General features: G+C 67.4%; 12 protein-coding genes. 6 read left to right on the top strand and 6 right to left on the bottom strand.

Annotation, left to right across the window (positions count from 1 at the left end):
* Positions 1-169 precede the first annotated feature (169 nt).
* Complete coding sequence (locus AWC25_RS15535; RefSeq protein ID WP_069398871.1) at positions 170-1,087, bottom strand: LysR family transcriptional regulator; 918 nt, start codon at positions 1,085-1,087, stop codon at positions 170-172.
* 81 nt (positions 1,088-1,168) lie between these two features.
* On the opposite strand from AWC25_RS15535, the gene AWC25_RS15530 reads away from it, so the two are divergent.
* Positions 1,169-2,407, top strand: a complete 1,239-nt coding sequence (locus AWC25_RS15530; RefSeq protein ID WP_412033693.1) for an MFS transporter — start codon at positions 1,169-1,171, stop codon at positions 2,405-2,407.
* 34 nt (positions 2,408-2,441) lie between these two features.
* Here AWC25_RS15530 and AWC25_RS15525 read toward each other — a convergent pair whose 3' ends face one another.
* Positions 2,442-4,100, bottom strand: a complete 1,659-nt coding sequence (locus AWC25_RS15525) for an adenylate/guanylate cyclase domain-containing protein (RefSeq protein ID WP_069398729.1) — start codon at positions 4,098-4,100, stop codon at positions 2,442-2,444.
* Positions 4,101-4,145: 45 nt separating this feature from the next.
* On the opposite strand from AWC25_RS15525, the gene nucS reads away from it, so the two are divergent.
* Positions 4,146-4,817, top strand: coding sequence for an endonuclease NucS (gene nucS / locus AWC25_RS15520; RefSeq protein WP_069398730.1), 672 nt, complete (start codon positions 4,146-4,148; stop codon positions 4,815-4,817).
* Between the two features lie 22 nt (positions 4,818-4,839).
* Positions 4,840-5,148, top strand: a complete 309-nt coding sequence (locus tag AWC25_RS15515; RefSeq protein ID WP_069398731.1) for a hypothetical protein — start codon at positions 4,840-4,842, stop codon at positions 5,146-5,148.
* Between the two features lie 9 nt (positions 5,149-5,157).
* Here AWC25_RS15515 and mce read toward each other — a convergent pair whose 3' ends face one another.
* Positions 5,158-5,625 (bottom strand): methylmalonyl-CoA epimerase, encoded by a 468-nt coding sequence (mce, locus tag AWC25_RS15510; RefSeq protein ID WP_142278862.1) that lies wholly within the window; start codon positions 5,623-5,625, stop codon positions 5,158-5,160.
* Positions 5,626-5,703: 78 nt separating this feature from the next.
* On the opposite strand from mce, the gene AWC25_RS15505 reads away from it, so the two are divergent.
* On the top strand, positions 5,704-6,897 hold the full coding sequence (locus AWC25_RS15505) for an acetyl-CoA C-acetyltransferase (protein WP_069398733.1): 1,194 nt from the start codon (positions 5,704-5,706) through the stop codon (positions 6,895-6,897).
* A gap of 175 nt (positions 6,898-7,072) precedes the next feature.
* A complete protein-coding gene (locus tag AWC25_RS15500; RefSeq protein ID WP_069398734.1) occupies positions 7,073-7,978 on the top strand; it encodes a thioredoxin family protein in 906 nt (301 codons plus the stop codon).
* Positions 7,979-8,000: 22 nt separating this feature from the next.
* On the opposite strand, the gene glgB is transcribed toward AWC25_RS15500, so the two are convergent.
* Positions 8,001-10,196 (bottom strand): 1,4-alpha-glucan branching protein GlgB, encoded by a 2,196-nt coding sequence (gene glgB / locus AWC25_RS15495; protein WP_069398735.1) that lies wholly within the window; start codon positions 10,194-10,196, stop codon positions 8,001-8,003.
* Between the two features lie 23 nt (positions 10,197-10,219).
* Positions 10,220-12,310 carry an alpha-1,4-glucan--maltose-1-phosphate maltosyltransferase gene (locus tag AWC25_RS15490; RefSeq protein ID WP_211281052.1) on the bottom strand — a complete coding sequence of 697 codons (2,091 nt, stop codon included), beginning with the start codon at positions 12,308-12,310 and terminating at the stop codon, positions 10,220-10,222.
* Between the two features lie 227 nt (positions 12,311-12,537).
* Here AWC25_RS15490 and glgP point away from each other — a divergent pair, with 227 nt between their 5' ends.
* Positions 12,538-15,153, top strand: coding sequence for an alpha-glucan family phosphorylase (glgP, locus tag AWC25_RS15485; RefSeq protein ID WP_069398737.1), 2,616 nt, complete (start codon positions 12,538-12,540; stop codon positions 15,151-15,153).
* A gap of 1 nt (position 15,154) precedes the next feature.
* Here the strand turns inward: glgP and AWC25_RS15480 are convergent, their stop codons facing one another.
* The gene (locus tag AWC25_RS15480; RefSeq protein WP_069398738.1) at positions 15,155-17,158 is read right to left on the bottom strand and encodes an ATP-dependent DNA helicase; all 2,004 of its coding nucleotides are present in this window, start codon (positions 17,156-17,158) and stop codon (positions 15,155-15,157) included.
* Positions 17,159-17,161: the final 3 nt, after the last annotated feature.

The following is a 17,161-nucleotide window of genomic DNA, read 5'->3' as shown; positions in this document are numbered from 1 at the left end:
TCCCCACAGGTTGAATGGCACTGGCAAGTACGGCAACCCGTAGCTGAGCTGGCTGCCGGGTGTCAGCGGTAGGTACACCATGACGAGCTCTTGCGCCGATGGGGGCGCACTGTCAGGCGAGCTCGGGGTGGGTTTTGGCTGCATTGCGTTCCCGCCGCCTCGACCAGTATCAGGGCGCCCGCTGTTGCGCGAGGGTTGGCGCCCACTCGCCGCGGTCTCGCACGGACATGGCCGACGCGACGAAGTCGCGTGCGGCCCGCGACAGCGGTCGTCCCGAATCCCAGATCAACCCGATATCGCGGTAGGCGTCGGAGTCGGCCAGGCGCACCACGGCGACCCCGGGCGCATACTCGCTGCCGTCGATCGGTGTCAGGCTGATGCCCAGTCCCGCGGCGACCAGCCCGGCGGTGGTGGTCAGGTTCGGCGATTCCAAAGCGATGCGCGGCTGGAATTGTGCTGCCGCACAAAGCTCGTCGAGCAGCTGTCGCATGCCGAATCCCGGATGCATGCTGACGAACGGCTCGTCGGCAAGCTCCGTCATCGACACCGCCGAGACGTCCGCGAGCCGGTGTCCGCGTGGCACCGCGATGCCGAGACGTTGACGAAACAGGCTGCGCCAGGCCAGGTTTGGTTGGTGCGGACGGGGTGAGACCACCGCCACATCAAGCGCGCCGTCCAGGACGCGTTCGCTCATCAGTTCCGCGGCCCCTTCCTCGAGCGTGAAGGTCACCCGCGGCGAGCTCTGCGCGAATCCCGCGATCAAGCGCGGCACGACGACCGACCCGAACGACCCCAGAAAACCCAGCCGAATCTCCCCAGCGGCGGGGTTGTCCAGGTCCTCGATTTCGCGGCGTGCCGAGTCGAGTTCCAGCTGGGCGCGCCGCGCATGTTCGTAGAAGATGCGGCCGTAGGTACTCAGCGACAGTCGCCGGCCATGCCGATCGAACAACGTCACCCCCAGCCGGCGTTCCAGGCGCGCCAGCATTCGAGTCAGCGTGGGCTGGGCGATGTGCAGCTGCTGGGCGGCCGCGGTGACGTGTTGCAGCTCGGCGAGTGTGAGGAACCACTCGTAATCCCCGTCAGCCACCGTCGCCACCTCTGCTTATGTACTTCTTGCATCGTACAGTCGGCAATAATTCATTTCCGAATCAGCCGGGGCGCGCGGACGATTGTCGCTGTGTCAGTGCTCGCCGCGCCTCCTACCGCTTATCAGGTCGGCAGCAGGGGATACCGGCGAGTGACCGCCGCGTTGTGTTGCGCCGGCGTGGCGAGTTTCGCCGCGATGTATTGCACGCAGGCACTTCTTCCCTCGCTGTCGTCGTATTACCGCATCAGCCCCGCCGCCGCGGCCCTGACGATCTCGCTCACCACCGGCATGTTGGCGGTGTCGATCGTTCCGGCCAGCGTGCTCTCCGAGCGCTACGGGCGGGTTCGGGTGATGCTGATTTCCGGCATCGCGTCGAGCGTGATCGGGTTGCTGCTGCCGTTCAGTCCCACGCTCGGTGTGCTGCTGGTCGGACGAGCGTTGCAAGGAGTTGCGCTCGCCGGAATCCCCGCCGTCGCAATGGCTTTCCTGTCCGAAGAGGTGCACGCCTCCGCGCTGGGGTCGGCGATGGGGCGCTACATCGCCGGGGCCACGGTCGGCGGTTGCTTGGGCCGGATCGTGCCGGCCTCGGTCCTGGGAGTGAGCAATTGGCGGATCGCGTTGTTGGTGTGCTCGGCTGCGACGCTGGTGGCCACCGTCGTGTTCGCGCTGCTGGTGCCCCGGTCCCAGTTTTTCACGCCGAAGTCGGTGAGCATGCGCGCGACCGTGCGAAGTCTGCTTGCGCATTTGCGAACCCCGTTGCTGCTCAAGCTGTTCGCGCTCGGGTTCATGCTGATGGGCGGATTCGTCACTGTCTACAACTATCTCGGTTACCGGTTGGCCGCCGCGCCCTTCGGGTTGGCGCCGTCGGCCGTGGGGTTGTTGTTCCTGCTGTACCTGGTGGGCACCTGGACCTCGGTGATGGCCGGACGGCTGGCCGACCGGCGCGGACGCATGCTGGTGTTGGGCGCGTCGTTGCCGATCACCGCGGCGGGGCTGCTGATGACGCTGCCCGCACAGTTGCCCCTGATCGTCCTGGGCGCCGGGGTTTTCGCCGGCGGGTTCTTCGCCGCCTACACCGTGGCCAGCGGCTGGGTGGGGGCGGTGGCCGACCGCGACCGCGCCGAGGCCTCCGCACTGTATCTGTTCAGCTATTACCTCGGCGGCTCGTCGGCCGGCGCGTTCGGTGGGCTGGCCTACGGCGTGGGCGGCTGGTCGGACACGGTATGGTTCGTGGCCGTACTGCTGATCCTGGCCGTGCTGATCGTGGTGTCAATGATGAAAATGCCTGTGCGCATTAGGGTTCGCAGCGTCCCGTCCTAGGGCGTGCTCCTCGCCGCGTCGCTCCCAGACGCGCTCACTGCCGCTCGGTGTCGCCGACCGGCGCGGCCAGCCGGGTCGGATGCTCGTGCCCGCGCAGCGTCGCGGTCTCGCCCAAAGACCAACGGGCGCGCTCGCTTTCGCTGGCACCCCGAATGGTGTCGGCAGTCGTCAGCAACCGGCCCGGGTGCGACTTCGCCAGCTCACACAGCCGCGCCGCCTCGTTGACCGGGCCGCCGATCACGGTGTACTCGAACCGTTCCTTGGCACCGACATTGCCGGCGACGACCTGCCCGGCCGCGACGCCGATTCCGGCGTCGAGGTCCGGCATTTCGCCGGCCAACCGTTTACAGATAGAGCGCCCCGCGGCCAGCGCCTCGTCCTCGGGGGTGTCGAGGTGATTCGGGGCGCCGAAGATGGCCAGCGAGGCATCCCCCTCGAACTTGTTGACCAGCCCGTGGTGTCGGTCGACTTCTTCGACGACGATCGCGAAGAACCGATTGAGCACCTGCACCACCTCGGTCGGGCGCTGGCTGGTGACCAGTTGCGTGGAACCGACGATGTCGATGAAGACGACGGCGACGTGGCGTTCTTCTCCACCCAGCTTCGGGCGTTCGCGTTCGGCAGCCAGGGCCACTTCGCGCCCGACGTGCCGGCCGAAGAGATCGCGCACGCGTTCGCGCTCGCGCAGGCCGTCGACCATCGCGTTGAAGCCGCGTTGCAGCTCGCCCAGCTCGGTGCCGTCGAACACCACCAGGTCGCCGCGTAAATCGCCCTGCTCGACGCGTTTGAGCGCCGCCCGCACCACGCGCACCGGGGTGGCCGTCAGCCAGGACAGGATCCACATCAGCACGAAGCCGAAGATCAGCGTCACGCAGGACACGATCAGCACCGCCACGCTGAGTTGGGTCTCGGTCAGATTGCCCAGCACCAGGGCGAAGAAGGCGATCATCGCGATGCCGAACACCGGCACGCCCGAACCCAGTAGCCAGACCGTCAGGGTGCGGCCCATGATGCCCGGCGCCAGCCGCCGCGGGGCTCGTCCGGCCTCGAGGGCCTGGGCCGCCACCGGTCGCAAGGCGAACTCGGTGAACAGGTAGCACGCGGTGGCGACCAGGATGCCGCAGATGCTCACCGAGAACCCCACGATCGGGATGAACAGCGTGTTGACCAGGCCGTAGAGGGTGGTCAGTAACGCCGTCCCCACCCCCCACAGCACCAGCACGCCGATGGCGAGCCAGAACGGCACCAGGAAGGTGTTGCGTTCGTCGTCCAGGGTGGGCTCGCGCTCTTCGATCGCCCACCGCAACGCCTTGATGGTCCGGTGCGTGATCCAGTAGGTACCGAGCGCCAACGCGATCGCGATGTAGGCCGGCGACACGGCGAACGTGATCCACCCCGGGGCGTCGCTGAAGACACTGGGCGAAGGCAGCGCGACCGCCAGCAGCAGCACCGCCACCCCGATGCCGATCAGGTTCGCGCCGAGGATGAAGACGGTGAGGATGATTTGGATGCGCACGCGGCGGCGGGCCTGGCTCTCGGTGACCCGGCCCAGCAAAAACGAACCGTACGCGGGCGTCTCCGGCAGCCGGCCACTTTGACGAGTCACCGTCTCGAGCACCCGGCCCAAGCGCTGCGCCAGAGTCTTGTTGGCCGACGTCCTCGTGGTGGCCGACGCCGTCGTTTTCGCCGACATGGTGGCGTCAGCCTAATTTGTCGGCCACGCTCTAAGGTGAGTCGGGTGCGTTTAGTGATCGCTCAGTGCACCGTCGACTACGTCGGCCGCCTCACCGCGCATCTGCCGTCGGCCCGCAGATTGCTGCTTTTCAAGGCCGACGGGTCGGTCAGCGTCCATGCCGACGACCGTGCCTACAAGCCTCTGAACTGGATGAGCCCACCGTGCTGGCTCAGCGAGGAGCTCAGCGGCGAGACGCCGGTGTGGGTGGTGGAGAACAAGGCGGGCGAACAGCTGCGCATCGCGGTCGAGGAGATCGAGCACGACTCCAGCCACGAACTGGGCGTCGACCCCGGGCTGGTCAAGGACGGCGTCGAGGCGCACCTGCAGGCGTTGCTCGCCGAACACGTCCAGTTGTTGGGGGAGGGGTACACGCTGGTGCGGCGCGAGTACATGACCGCCATCGGTCCCGTCGACCTGTTGTGCCGCGACGAACGGGGCAATTCCGTCGCGGTCGAGATCAAGCGGCGCGGCGAGATCGACGGCGTGGAGCAGCTCACCCGCTACCTCGAACTGCTGAACCGCGACAGCGTGCTGGCCCCGGTCAAGGGGGTGTTTGCGGCCCAGCAGATCAAACCGCAGGCCCGAACTTTGGCCACCGACCGTGGAATTCGTTGTCTGACATTGGATTACGACAAGATGCGGGGAATGGACAACGACGAATACCGGTTGTTCTGACCGGCCCGATTAGACTCGTGGCATGGCCCGGCGCCGCACACCGCCCCGTCGGCAGCAACCGTCCGCGCTGTCGCCGCTGTTTCATCGGATCGAGATGGGGCCCGACGGCCACGAGTACGAAGTGCGCCCGGTCGCCGCGGCGCGGGCCGTCAAAACCTACCGTTGTCCCGGGTGTGACCACGAAATTCGTTCCGGCACTGCACATTTGGTGGTGTGGCCGGCGGATTCGGCCGGGGGTGCGGCGCAGACCCGGGAAGCCGACCGTCGGCACTGGCACACGCCGTGCTGGACGAATCGGGCAAACCGGAGCCCGACCAGAAAATGGTCGTGACAGGGTGCGCTAGCGGGCCGGCTCCACCAGCTCCATCAGCACGCCGCCAGCGTCCTTGGGGTGGATGAAGTTGATCCGGGAGTTCGCTGTGCCGCGCCGCGGTGCCGGGTAGACGAGCCGAACGCCCTTGTCGCGTAGCTGCTCGCACAGGGCGTCGAGGTCGCTGACCCGAACCGCCATCTGCTGGATGCCCGGGCCCCGCTTGTCCAGGAACTTCGCGATCGCGGAGGACTCGTCGATCGGCGCCATCAATTGGATCTGCGCGGTGCCCGGCTCGCCGTCCTGCACGGCAATCATGGCTTCGCGGATTCCCTGGTCCTCGTTGACCTCTTCGTGCACCAGCACCATCCCCAGAGTGTCGTGATACCAGGCGATGGCCGCATCGAGGTCGGCGACCGCGATGCCGACGTGATCGACCGCAGTCACGAGCGAGGTGGCCAGGATCTGACGGGCGTCAACTTGATCGGTCGTCATCACATAACGGTAACCTGACGGCAAAGATCGCGCTTCCCCGGGAGGCCGCAACGGCCGTCCATCCGTCGCTAGGAGGTTGTTATGACGACATCGGTGATCGTTGCTGGAGCCCGGACGCCGATAGGCAAGCTCATGGGTTCGCTGAAGGATTTCAGCGCCACCGATCTGGGTGCCATCGCCATCAAGGGCGCCCTGGAAAAGGCCTTCCCGAACATGGAGTCGCCGGCGTCGCTGGTGGAGTACGTGATCATGGGTCAGGTGCTGACCGCCGGGGCGGGCCAGATGCCCGCTCGCCAGGCAGCGGTCGCGGCCGGCATCGGCTGGGACGTTCCGGCGTTGACCATCAACAAGATGTGTTTGTCCGGCATCGACTCGATCGCGCTTGCTGACCAGCTGATCCGGGCGGGGGAATTCGACGTCGTGGTGGCCGGAGGCCAGGAGTCCATGACCAAGGCGCCCCATTTGCTGATGGACAGCCGGGCCGGCTACAAGTACGGGGATGTGACGGTACTGGACCACATGGCCTACGACGGTCTGCACGACGTGTTTACCGACCAGCCGATGGGCGCCCTGACCGAGCAGCGCAACGACGTCGATCAGTTCAGCCGCGCCGAGCAGGACGAGTACGCCGCCCAATCGCATCAGAAGGCGGCCGCGGCGTGGAAGGACGGCGTCTTCGCCGACGAGGTGGTGCCGGTGAACATCCCGCAGCGCAAAGGCGATCCGTTGCAGTTCACCGAGGACGAGGGCATCCGGGCAAACACCACCGCCGAGTCGTTGGCGGGCCTGAAACCGGCGTTCCGCAAGGACGGCACCATTACCGCGGGCTCCGCGTCGCAGATCTCCGACGGGGCCGCCGCGGTCGTGGTGATGAACAAGGCCAAGGCCCAGGAGCTGGGGCTGTCCTGGCTCGCCGAAATCGGTGCGCACGGCGTCGTCGCCGGGCCGGATTCAACCCTGCAGTCGCAGCCGGCCAACGCGATCAAGAAGGCCCTCGGGCGTGAGGGCATCTCGGTCGACCAGCTCGATGTGGTGGAGATCAACGAGGCGTTCGCGGCGGTGGCCTTGGCCTCGACGCGCGAACTCGGCGTCGACCCGGGAATCGTCAACGTCAACGGCGGTGCGATCGCGGTCGGCCACCCGATCGGCATGTCGGGTGCCCGGATCGCGCTGCACGTGGCCCTGGAACTGGCGCGCCGCGGCACGGGTTACGGGGTCGCGGCGCTGTGCGGCGCCGGCGGCCAAGGCGACGCCCTGATACTGCGGGCCGGCTAACCGATTCTGACCACCGGTCAGCGTTGCTGGAGCGGTGCCTGCGGGGCGGGTTGTGATTTTGCTCTCATGAGCCCTCTCGTGGGCCTTGCGATGCCTCTTCGGGGGCTGATTTCCGCTTCCGGAAATGCCGGAGCGGGGTGGCTGCCCGGTTGCCGCGCATGACAGACTTGTCGCTGTGACGCGTCCGAGATCTTCGATTGGTCCTGCGCTGGCCGGAGCGGTCGACCTGTCCGGTCTTAAGCAGCGTGCCCAGCAGAGCCCCTCGGCCGGCGCCGCCTCGGGCGCGCCGAGGCCGGGCACCACAGAGGTCAACGAGGCCAACTTCGAAGCCGAAGTGCTGATTCGCTCCGACGAGGTGCCCGTGGTGGTTGCCTTGTGGTCGCCGCGCAGCGAGGCCTGCGTGCAGCTGGTCGACACGCTGTCCACCCTCGCCGCCCAGGACGGTGGCAAGTGGTCGTTGGCGACGGTCAACGTCGACGTCGCGCCCAGGGTGGCACAGATTTTCGGGGTCGAGGCGGTGCCCACCGTGGTGGCGTTGGCCGCCGGTCAGCCGCTGGCCAGCTTCCAGGGCGTGCAGCCAGCCGACCAGCTGCGTCGCTGGCTGGACCAACTGTTGTCGGCGACGGCCGGAAAGCTCAAAGGCACAACGGGTTCCGAGGACGACGCGGAGGTGGCGCCCGAGTTGGCGCAAGCACGTCAGCAGCTCGAGGCCGGAGACTTCGACGCGGCCAAGCAGTCCTACCAGGCGTGGCTGACCACCAATCCGGACAGCGTCGAGGCCAAGGCCGCCATCCGGCAGATCGACTTTTTGACCCGCGCCACCACTCATCCCCGTGACGCCATCGCCGTCGCGGATGCGGCTCCCGGCGACATCGACGCGGCCTTCGCGGCCGCCGACGTGCAGATCCTCAACCAGGATGTCAGCGCGGCGTTCGACCGGCTGATCGCCTTGGTGCGCAGCACATCCGGGGATGAGCGCACCCGGGTGCGGACCCGTTTGATCGAGTTGTTCGAGTTGTTCGATCCCAGCGATCCCGAGGTCGTCGCGGGTCGGCGCAATCTCGCCAACGCGCTCTACTGAAGTCGCGCCGGGCCCGGCTGGCTTACTCGGGCTCCAGCCACAGGGCCGAGTTGGGCGGCAAGACCAGCAGCGCCGACGCGGGACGCCCGTGCCACGGGTCCTCGGTGGCATCCACCCCGCCGAGATTGCCGATCCCAGAACCGTTGTAATCGGTCGCGTCGGTGTTGAGCACCTCGCGCCAGCGGCCCGCACTGGGCAGGCCGAGTCGGTATCCGCTGTGTTCGGCTCCCGCGAAGTTGAACACGCAGGCCAGCACCGAGCCGTCCTTGCCGTACCGCAGGAAGCTCAGCACGTTGTTGCCCGAGTCGTTCGCGTCGATCCAGGAGTAGCCGTCGGGCGTGGTGTCCTGGCTCCACAGCGCCGGGCGGCTGCGATAGATGGCGTTGATGTCGCGCACGAAGCGCAGCACCCCGTTGGAAAAGCCTTGCTCGTCGAGCTGCCACCAATCCAGGCCGCGTTCCTCCGACCACTCGGCGCGCTGCCCGAATTCCTGTCCCATGAACAGCAATTGCTTGCCGGGATGAGCCCACTGGTAGGCGAGCAGGCTGCGTAGTCCGGCCGCCTTCACGTGATTGTTGCCCGGCATCCGGCCCCAAAGCGTGCCCTTGCCGTGCACCACTTCGTCGTGGCTGATCGGCAGCACGTAGTTCTCGCTGAACGCATAGAGCATGGAGAACGTCATCTCGTGGTGGTGGTAGCTGCGGTAGATCGGATCGCGACTGATGTAGTCGAGTGTGTCGTGCATCCAGCCCATGTTCCATTTCATCGAAAAACCTAGGCCGCCAAGGTTTGTCGGCCGCGTCACGCCGGGCCATGAGGTCGACTCTTCGGCGATGGTGACGATGCCCGGCGCGGCCTTGTGCGCAGTGGCGTTCAACTCCTGCAGGAACTGCACCGCCTCGAGGTTTTCGCGGCTGCCGTAGATGTTCGGCGTCCAGCCGCCCTCGGGGCGCGAATAGTCCAGGTACAGCATCGACGCCACCGCGTCCACCCGTAGACCGTCGACGTGGAACTCCTCGAGCCAGAACAACGCGTTGGCCACCAAGAAGTTGCGGACCTCCCGTCGGCCGAAGTCGAAAACATAGGTGCCCCAGTCGAGTTGCTCGCCGCGCTTGGGGTCGGAGTGTTCGTACAGCGGGGTGCCGTCGAATCGGCCCAGCGCCCACGCGTCCTTGGGGAAATGTGCGGGCACCCAGTCGACGATGACGCCGATGCCCGCCTGGTGCAGCGCGTCGACGAAGGCCCGGAATTCGTCGGGGGTGCCGAACCGCGACGTCGGCGCGTAGTACGACGTGACCTGGTAACCCCACGAGCCGGCGAAGGGATGCTCGGCGACCGGCAGTAGTTCCACGTGGGTGAAGCCCTGCTCGACAACGTAATTCGTCAGTTCCTCGGCGAGCTGGCGATAGTTGAGGCCGGGGCGCCACGAACCGAGATGGACCTCGTAGGTGCTCATCGGCTCGAACACCGGGTTGGTCTGGGCGCGCCGACTCATCCACTCGTCGTCGGTCCAGCTATAGGAACTTTTCGTCACGCGTGATGCGGTGTGGGGCGGCACCTCGGTGGCGAAGGCCATCGGGTCGGCGCGTTCGGTGACGACGTCGTCGGCGCCGTGCACGCGGAACTTATAGAGGCCGTCCTCGGGGAATCCGGGCCAAAACAGCTCCCACACCCCGGTCGACCCCAACACCCGCATCGGCGCCTCGTTGCCGGTCCAGCCGTTGAACTCGCCGATCAGGCTGACGCCTTTGGCGTTGGGTGCCCAGACCGCGAACGACACGCCGTTGACCACGCCGTCGGCCGTGGTGAACGAACGATGATGAGCGCCAAGAACTTCCCAGAGGCGTTCGTGGCGGCCCTCGGAGAACAGATGCAGGTCGATCTCGCCCAGCGTGGGCAGGAAGCGGTACGGGTCCGCGGTGACGTGGGCGCCGGAGCCGTAGTCCAGTCGGAGTCGGTAGTCGATCAGATTCGTGAACGGCAGCGCGACGGCGAACAACCCCGACTCGACATGCTGCAACGGGAATTCGTCGTCGCCGACGACGGCGACCACCTCTCGCGCGTGCGGGCGGTAGACGCGGATGACCGTGTGGTCGTCATACTCGTGCGCGCCCAGCATGCTGTGTGGATTGTGGTGGGTGCCCGACAGCAGTCGGGCCAGATCCCCGGGGTCCGGCGCCAGGTGCGTTTGTTGGGTGTGGCTCTCGGTACGACTCATCTTGTTTCCCCTCTCGGACCCTCTTACCTCCTGCGCAGCAACGTGTTTCGCGATTCCTGCGGGATGAGGGGCATGTTGATGATGTGGGCGACCGCCTGTCCGGGGTCCAGGCGAATGTAATTTGACTGCCCCCACTGAAATTCCTGGCCGGTAATCTCATCGCGCACCCAAAACCGCTCATAGGGCTCCATACCCAATGCCGCCACGTCTAACCACAGCGTGGCTTCCTCGGGTCCGAACGCGTTGAGCGTCACCACCACCAGTACGCAGTCCCCGGTGGCCGGGTCGAACTTGCTGTAGGCCAGCAGCGCGTCGCTGTCGATGTCGTGGAAGTGGATGGTGCGCAACTGTTGCAGTGCGGGATGCACCCGGCGAATCTGGTTGAGTTGCTTGATGAACGGTTCGAGAGATCTGCCCTCGGCGAGCGCACCCGCGAAGTCGCGCGGACGCAGTTCGTACTTCTCCGAGTCAAGATATTCCTCGCTGCCCTCCCGTACCGCTCGGTGCTCGAACAGCTCGTAACCCGAGTAGACACCCCAGGCCGGGCCCATGGTCGCGGCGAGCACCGCACGGATGGCGAACATGCCGGGGCCGTTGTGCTGCAGGATCGCGTGCAAGATGTCCGGGGTGTTCACGAACAGGTTCGGCCGCCGGAAGTCGGCGAGCGCCGCGATGTCGTTGCCGAACTCGGTGAGCTCCCATTTGGCGGTGCGCCAGGTGAAGTAGCTGTAGGACTGGGTGAAACCGAGCTTGGCCAGACCGTACTGGCGGGCCGGCGGGGTGAACGCCTCGGACAAAAACAGCACGTCCGGGTCGATGTTCTTCACCTGCCCGATCAGCCACGCCCAGAAGTCGGGTGGTTTGGTGTGCGGGTTGTCCACCCGAAAGAACTTGACGCCGTGGTCCATCCAGTGCCGGACCACCCGCAGCACCTCGTCGTAGAGGCCCGCCGGATCGTTGTCGAAGTTGAGCGGATAGATGTCCTGATACTTTTTCGGCGGGTTCTCCGCGTAGGCGATGGTGCCGTCCGGCAACTCGGTGAACCACTCCCGATGGTCGCGTGCCCACGGGTGATCGGGGGCGCACTGCAACGCCAGATCCAGGGCGACCTCCAGGCCCAACTCACGCGCGGCGGCGACGAAGTTGTCGAAGTCGTCGATGGTGCCGAGGTCCGGGTGGACGGCGTCGTGGCCGCCCTCGTCACTGCCGATGGCCCAGGGTGAACCCACGTCGCCCGGCGCGGCGGTCGGAGAATTGTTGCGTCCCTTGCGGTGCACCTTGCCGATCGGGTGAATCGGAGGGAGGTACACCACGTCGAATCCCATGTCGGCGATGCGCGGAAGCTGCGCCGCCGCCGTCGCGAAGGTGCCATGCACCGGCTTGCCGTCGGCATCCCAGCCGCCGGTCGACCGCGGAAACATTTCGTACCACCCACCGAAGCGGGCCAACGGCCGGTCGACCCAGATGCCGTGCTGTTCGCCGCGGGTGACGATGTCGCGTAACGGGTAGGCGCCCAGCAACTCCTCGACGTCCGGTGCCAGGGCCAGCGCGGTGCGCGTCACCGGATCGCCGGGCGTCCGCAACGCGGCGGCGGCGGCCAACAGCGGCTCGCGGTGAGCCCGCGGCACGCCGGTCGCGGCGCGCTCGAACAAATCGGCGCCCACCAACAGGTCGTTGCTCAATTCCTTTTCGCCCTGACCGGCGTCCAGTTTGGCGACCACGCCGTGTCGCCAGGTGTGAATCGGGTCGCCCCAGCCGTCCACCCGAAAGCTCCACAGCCCGACCCGGTCGGGCGTGAACTGACCGTGAAAGACGTAGGGCTCCAGGCCCATCGTCATCGGCAGCTGCAGCGGTTTGACCCGCTCGGTGGACTGCGGTTCGGGCGGGGACGCCAGCTTCTCCGGCGCCTGCACCGCGGTGATGCGCCGGGTCTCGGTGACCTGCGGGTAGCGCCGACCCAGGTAGCGAACCACCAGGGTGGCCGCGACGGCGTCGTGCCCTTCGCGCCACACCGCGGCTCGCACCGGCACCGTCTCGCCCACCACCGCCTTGGCGGGGTACGCCCCGCAGGAGACTACGGGCTGGACGTCATCGATCTCGACACGACCGGGCACCACCACTCCGTTCCGTCCGATTGGGTGCGGGCAAACCGCGGATTGTGCTGCACGCGGCGTGCCTTTCGTCTGGAGAAACTTCGTCTCGGGGAGAAATTACTGTACGGGGAAGCGTCTTTGCGGCCCCGATACTTACCCGTACCCACCCTAGTGTCTGGTCACACTCAACCGACGGCGAACGCCGACGTCGGATGCGAGCCCGGCGATCCGCAGTAAGGTAGTCATGCGTGAAAGCCCTCCGTCGCTTTACCGTCCGTGCCCACCTGCCCGAGCGGCTCGCCGCACTCGAACAGTTGTCCATCAACTTGCGATGGTCCTGGGACAAACCGACGCAGGATCTATTCGCCAGCATCGATCCCGACTTGTGGGCGAGTTGCGGCAACGATCCGGTGGCCTTGCTGGGGGCGGTCAACCCCGCTCGGCTCGACGAGCTGGCAATCGACGACGACTTTCTGCGCCGGCTCGACGAATTGTCGACCGATCTGAACGACTATCTGAGCCGGCCGCGCTGGTATCAGCAACAACGGGAGGCCGGCGCCGCAATGCCGACCGGGATCGCCTACTTCTCGATGGAGTTCGGCGTCGCCGAGGTGCTGCCCAACTACTCGGGCGGCCTGGGCATCCTCGCCGGTGACCACCTCAAGTCGGCGTCCGATCTGGGCGTGCCGCTGATCGCAGTCGGTCTTTACTACCGGTCCGGCTACTTCCGGCAATCGCTCACCGCGGAAGGCTGGCAAAACGAGACCTATCCCGCGCTGGACCCGCAGGGGCTACCGCTGCGGCTGCTCACCGACGCCGCCGGGGCGCCCGCATTGGTGGAACTGACGCTGCCCGACTCGGCGCGCCTGTCCGCGCGGATCTGGGTGGCCCAGGTGGGGCGGGTCCCGTTGCTGTTGCTGGATTCCGACGTCCCCGAGAACGAACACGACCTGCGCGGCGTCACCGACCGGTTGTACGGCGGTGACCAGGAGCATCGGATGCGGCAGGAGATCTTGGCCGGCATCGGCGGGGTGCGGGCGATTCGCGCGTTCACCGCCATCGAAGGCCTGCCCGACCCCGAGGTGTTCCACATGAACGAGGGGCACGCCGGGTTCCTCGGCCTGGAACGCATCCGCGAGCTGATCACCGACGCGGGCCTGGATTTCGAGACCGCGCTGACCGTGGTGCGGTCCAGCACGGTGTTCACCACGCACACCCCGGTGCCGGCGGGCATCGACCGCTTCCCGGTCGACATGGTGCGGTTGTACTTCGACGACCACCTGGGCGAGGGCCGCACAGAGCGGATGCCGCAGTTGCTGCCGGGCGTGCCGATCGAACGGGTGCTCGCACTCGGCGCCGAGGACGATCCGGCCAAGTTCAACATGGCGCACATGGGGCTGCGGCTGGCGCAACGGGCAAACGGTGTGTCGCTGCTGCACGGCCGGGTGAGTCGAGCCATGTTCAACGAGTTGTGGCCGGGATTCGATCGCGGCGAGGTACCCATCGGTTCGATCACCAACGGCGTGCACGCGCGGACCTGGGCGGCGCCGCAGTGGCTGCAGCTGGGGCGGGAGCTGGTCGGGCCGGACGACGCGGCGTTCAGCGATCCAGGTGTGTGGCTGCGCCTGCGCGAGGTCGACGCCGGACATCTGTGGTCGATCCGATCGCAACTGCGCGCACTGCTGGTCAACGACGTTCGTCGCCGGCTGCGTCGCTCGTGGCTCGAACGTGGCGCATCTGAAGCCGAATTAGGTTGGATTGCAACGGCTTTCGATCCGAACGTGCTGACGATCGGGTTCGCACGCCGGGTGCCGACCTACAAACGACTGACCCTGATGCTCAGCGACCCCGCCCGCCTGGAACAGCTGCTGCTGGATGAACAGCGGCCCATCCAGCTGATCGTGGCCGGAAAGTCGCACCCCGCCGACGACGGCGGCAAAGCGCTGATCCAGCAGGTGGTGCGGTTCGCGGACCGGCCCGAGGTGCGCCACCGCATCGCATTCCTGCCCGACTACGACATGTCCATGGCCCGGCTGCTGTATTGGGGTTGCGACGTCTGGCTCAACAACCCGCTGCGCCCGCTGGAGGCCTGTGGCACGTCGGGAATGAAGAGCGCGCTCAACGGCGGGCTGAACCTGTCCATCCGCGACGGCTGGTGGGACGAGTGGTACGACGGCGAAAACGGTTGGGCGATACCGTCGGCCGACGGCGTCAGCGACGAGGCCCGGCGCGACGAGCTGGAGTCCAGCGCACTATACGGCCTGCTCGAGCAGGCGGTCGCGCCGAAGTTCTATGAGCGCAACGAGCAGGGTGTGCCGCCGCGCTGGATCGAAATGGTGCGCCACACGCTGCAGACGCTGGGGCCCAAGGTGCTGGCCTCCCGGATGGTGCGCGACTACGTCGAGCGGTACTACGCGCCGGCGGCCCAATCCTTGCGCAACACCATCGCCGACGCGGGCGACGGTCCGTTCTCCGCCGCGCGCGAACTCGCCGACTACCGACGGCGCGCCGAACGGGCGTGGCCCAAGGTGCAGATCACCGATGTCGACTCCACCGGCCTGCCCGATACACCGGTGCTCGGCTCGAAGCTGACCCTCACGGCCACCGTGCAACTGGCCGGGTTGGCGCCCGACGAGGTGACCGTGGAGGCGGTGGTCGGCAAGGTCGACGCCAGCGATGCACTGCTCGACCCGGTCACCGTCCAGATGTCGTACACGGGCGCCGCCGACGGCGGCAATCAGGTGTTTTCGACGACGACCTCGCTGCCGGTCGCGGGTGCGGTCGGATACACCGTGCGGGTACTACCGAATCACCCAATGCTGGCCGCCCCCAACGAACTTGGACTGGTCGCCCTGGCCCGATAGGTCAGGCCGTCACGCCGTCGGGTGCGGTCCGCAGCCGCTGCAGCGCGCCCCGGACCTGCGCGGCGTCGGTGGTCTGCCAGAACGGCGGCAGCGACGCGCGCAGGTAACCGCCGTACCCGGCGGTGACCATCCGCGAGTCCAGCACCGCCACCACGCCGCGGTCGGTCACCCGGCGCAGCAGCCGCCCCGAACCCTGGGCCAGCAACAGCGCCGCGTGGCTGGCCGCGACGGCCATGAAACCGTTGCCGCCGCGCGCCGCGACCGCGCGCTGCCGCGCACCCAGCAGCGGGTCGTCGGGCCGCGGGAACGGAATCCGGTCGATCAGCACCAGCGACAGCGACGGGCCCGGCACGTCGACGCCCTGCCACAGCGACAGCGTGCCGAACAGCGAGGTCTCCGGGTCGTTGCTGAACTGCTCCACCAGCGCCGAGGTGCTGTCGTCGCCCTGACACAGCACCGGCGTGGACAAGCGCTCGCGCATGGCCTCGGCCGCGGCTCGCGCGGCACGCATCGACGAGAACAGCCCCAGCGTGCGCCCGCCGGCCGCGGTAATCAGTTCGGCGATCTCGGTCAGCTGTTCGGCAGAGCCGGTGCCGTCGCGGCCGGGCGGTGGCAGATGCGCGGCGACGTAGAGGATTCCGGCTTTGGCGTGCTGGAACGGCGACCCGACGTCGAGCCCGCGCCAGGATGGGTACTCGATGGTGTCGTCCGGCCCGGTCAGGCCCCACGCGGTGGCCATCGCGTCGAACGACCCGCCGACGGTCAGGGTGGCCGAGGTCAACACGGTCGTGGACCGCGAGAACACGTGGTAGCGCAACAACCCGGCCACGGTCAGCGGCGCCACCCGTAGCACCGGTCGCGGCGAACCGCGGTTGTCCTCGTGCTCCAGCCAGACCACGTCGGTGCGATCGGGGATGGCGGGCCCGAACGACGTCAGCATCCGCGACGCCGTGTCGGTGATTTCGCTCAGTGCGGCAACGGCTTCCGCACGCGCGGCCGCGGCCTTGGCGTCGCTGGTGGTGTCGATGTCGGACCGCGCCGCGGCCGCCACGTCGCGCAGCGCCCTCAGGTAGGTCGCGATTTCATCGTCGAGCCGGTCGATGCGCCCCGGGTTGGCGTCGTGGATGGCCGCGGCGAAATTGGCGGTCGTCGCCTCCAGCCGCGTGACCAGCTCCGGATTGACCAGACGGGCGATCCGTCGGGCGGCGACACCCAGGTTTGCCGCCGTCAACTCGGCGGTGGCCGCCGAGGTCACCCGGTCCACCAGCTCGTGCGCCTCGTCGACCACCAGGAGCGAATGTTCGGGCAGCACCGTTGATTCGGCGACGGCGTCGATGGCCAGCAGTGCGTGATTGGTCACGACGATATCGGCAACGCCGGCCCGGGCGCGGGCTCGCTCGGAGAAACATTCCGCGCCGAACGGGCAGCGGGCCACGCCCAGGCATTCCCGCGCGGACACGCTGACCTGAGCCCAGGACCGTTCCGGCACACCGGGTTTGAGATCATCGCGGTCGCCCGAATCAGTGGCCGAGGCCCATGCGGTGAGCCGTTGCACGTCGCGCCCCAGGGCGCTGGCGGCCATGGGATTGAACAGCTCCTCCTGGGGACGATCGTCGTCAGGCCCCGGGTCGTCACCGGCACCGTTATGAACCTTGTTCAGGCACAGGTAGTTTCGTCTTCCTTTGAGCAACGCGAATCGCGGTCGGCGTGGCAGCGCATCGGCAAGTGAATCGGCCAGCCGCGGCAGGTCGCGGTCGACGAGCTGGCGCTGCAAGGCGATCGTCGCCGTCGACACCACCACCGGCGACTCATCGCCGATCGCGTGCACGATCGCCGGAATCAGGTACGCCAGCGACTTGCCGGTTCCGGTACCGGCCTGGACGGCAAGGTGCTCACCGGTTTCGAAGGCGCGCGTGACCGCGGCGGCCATCTCTTGTTGGCCGCTGCGCTCGCTGCCGCCGAGCGCGGCCACGGCGATGGCCAGCAGCTCGGGTACGGACTTCAGATC

The sequence above is a fragment of the Mycobacterium sherrisii genome (assembly GCF_002102355.1).
Lineage (GTDB): Bacteria > Actinomycetota > Actinomycetes > Mycobacteriales > Mycobacteriaceae > Mycobacterium > Mycobacterium sherrisii.
The sequence above is the reverse complement of the archived record's forward strand: the minus strand, read 5'-3'. Positions and strand labels throughout refer to the sequence as shown.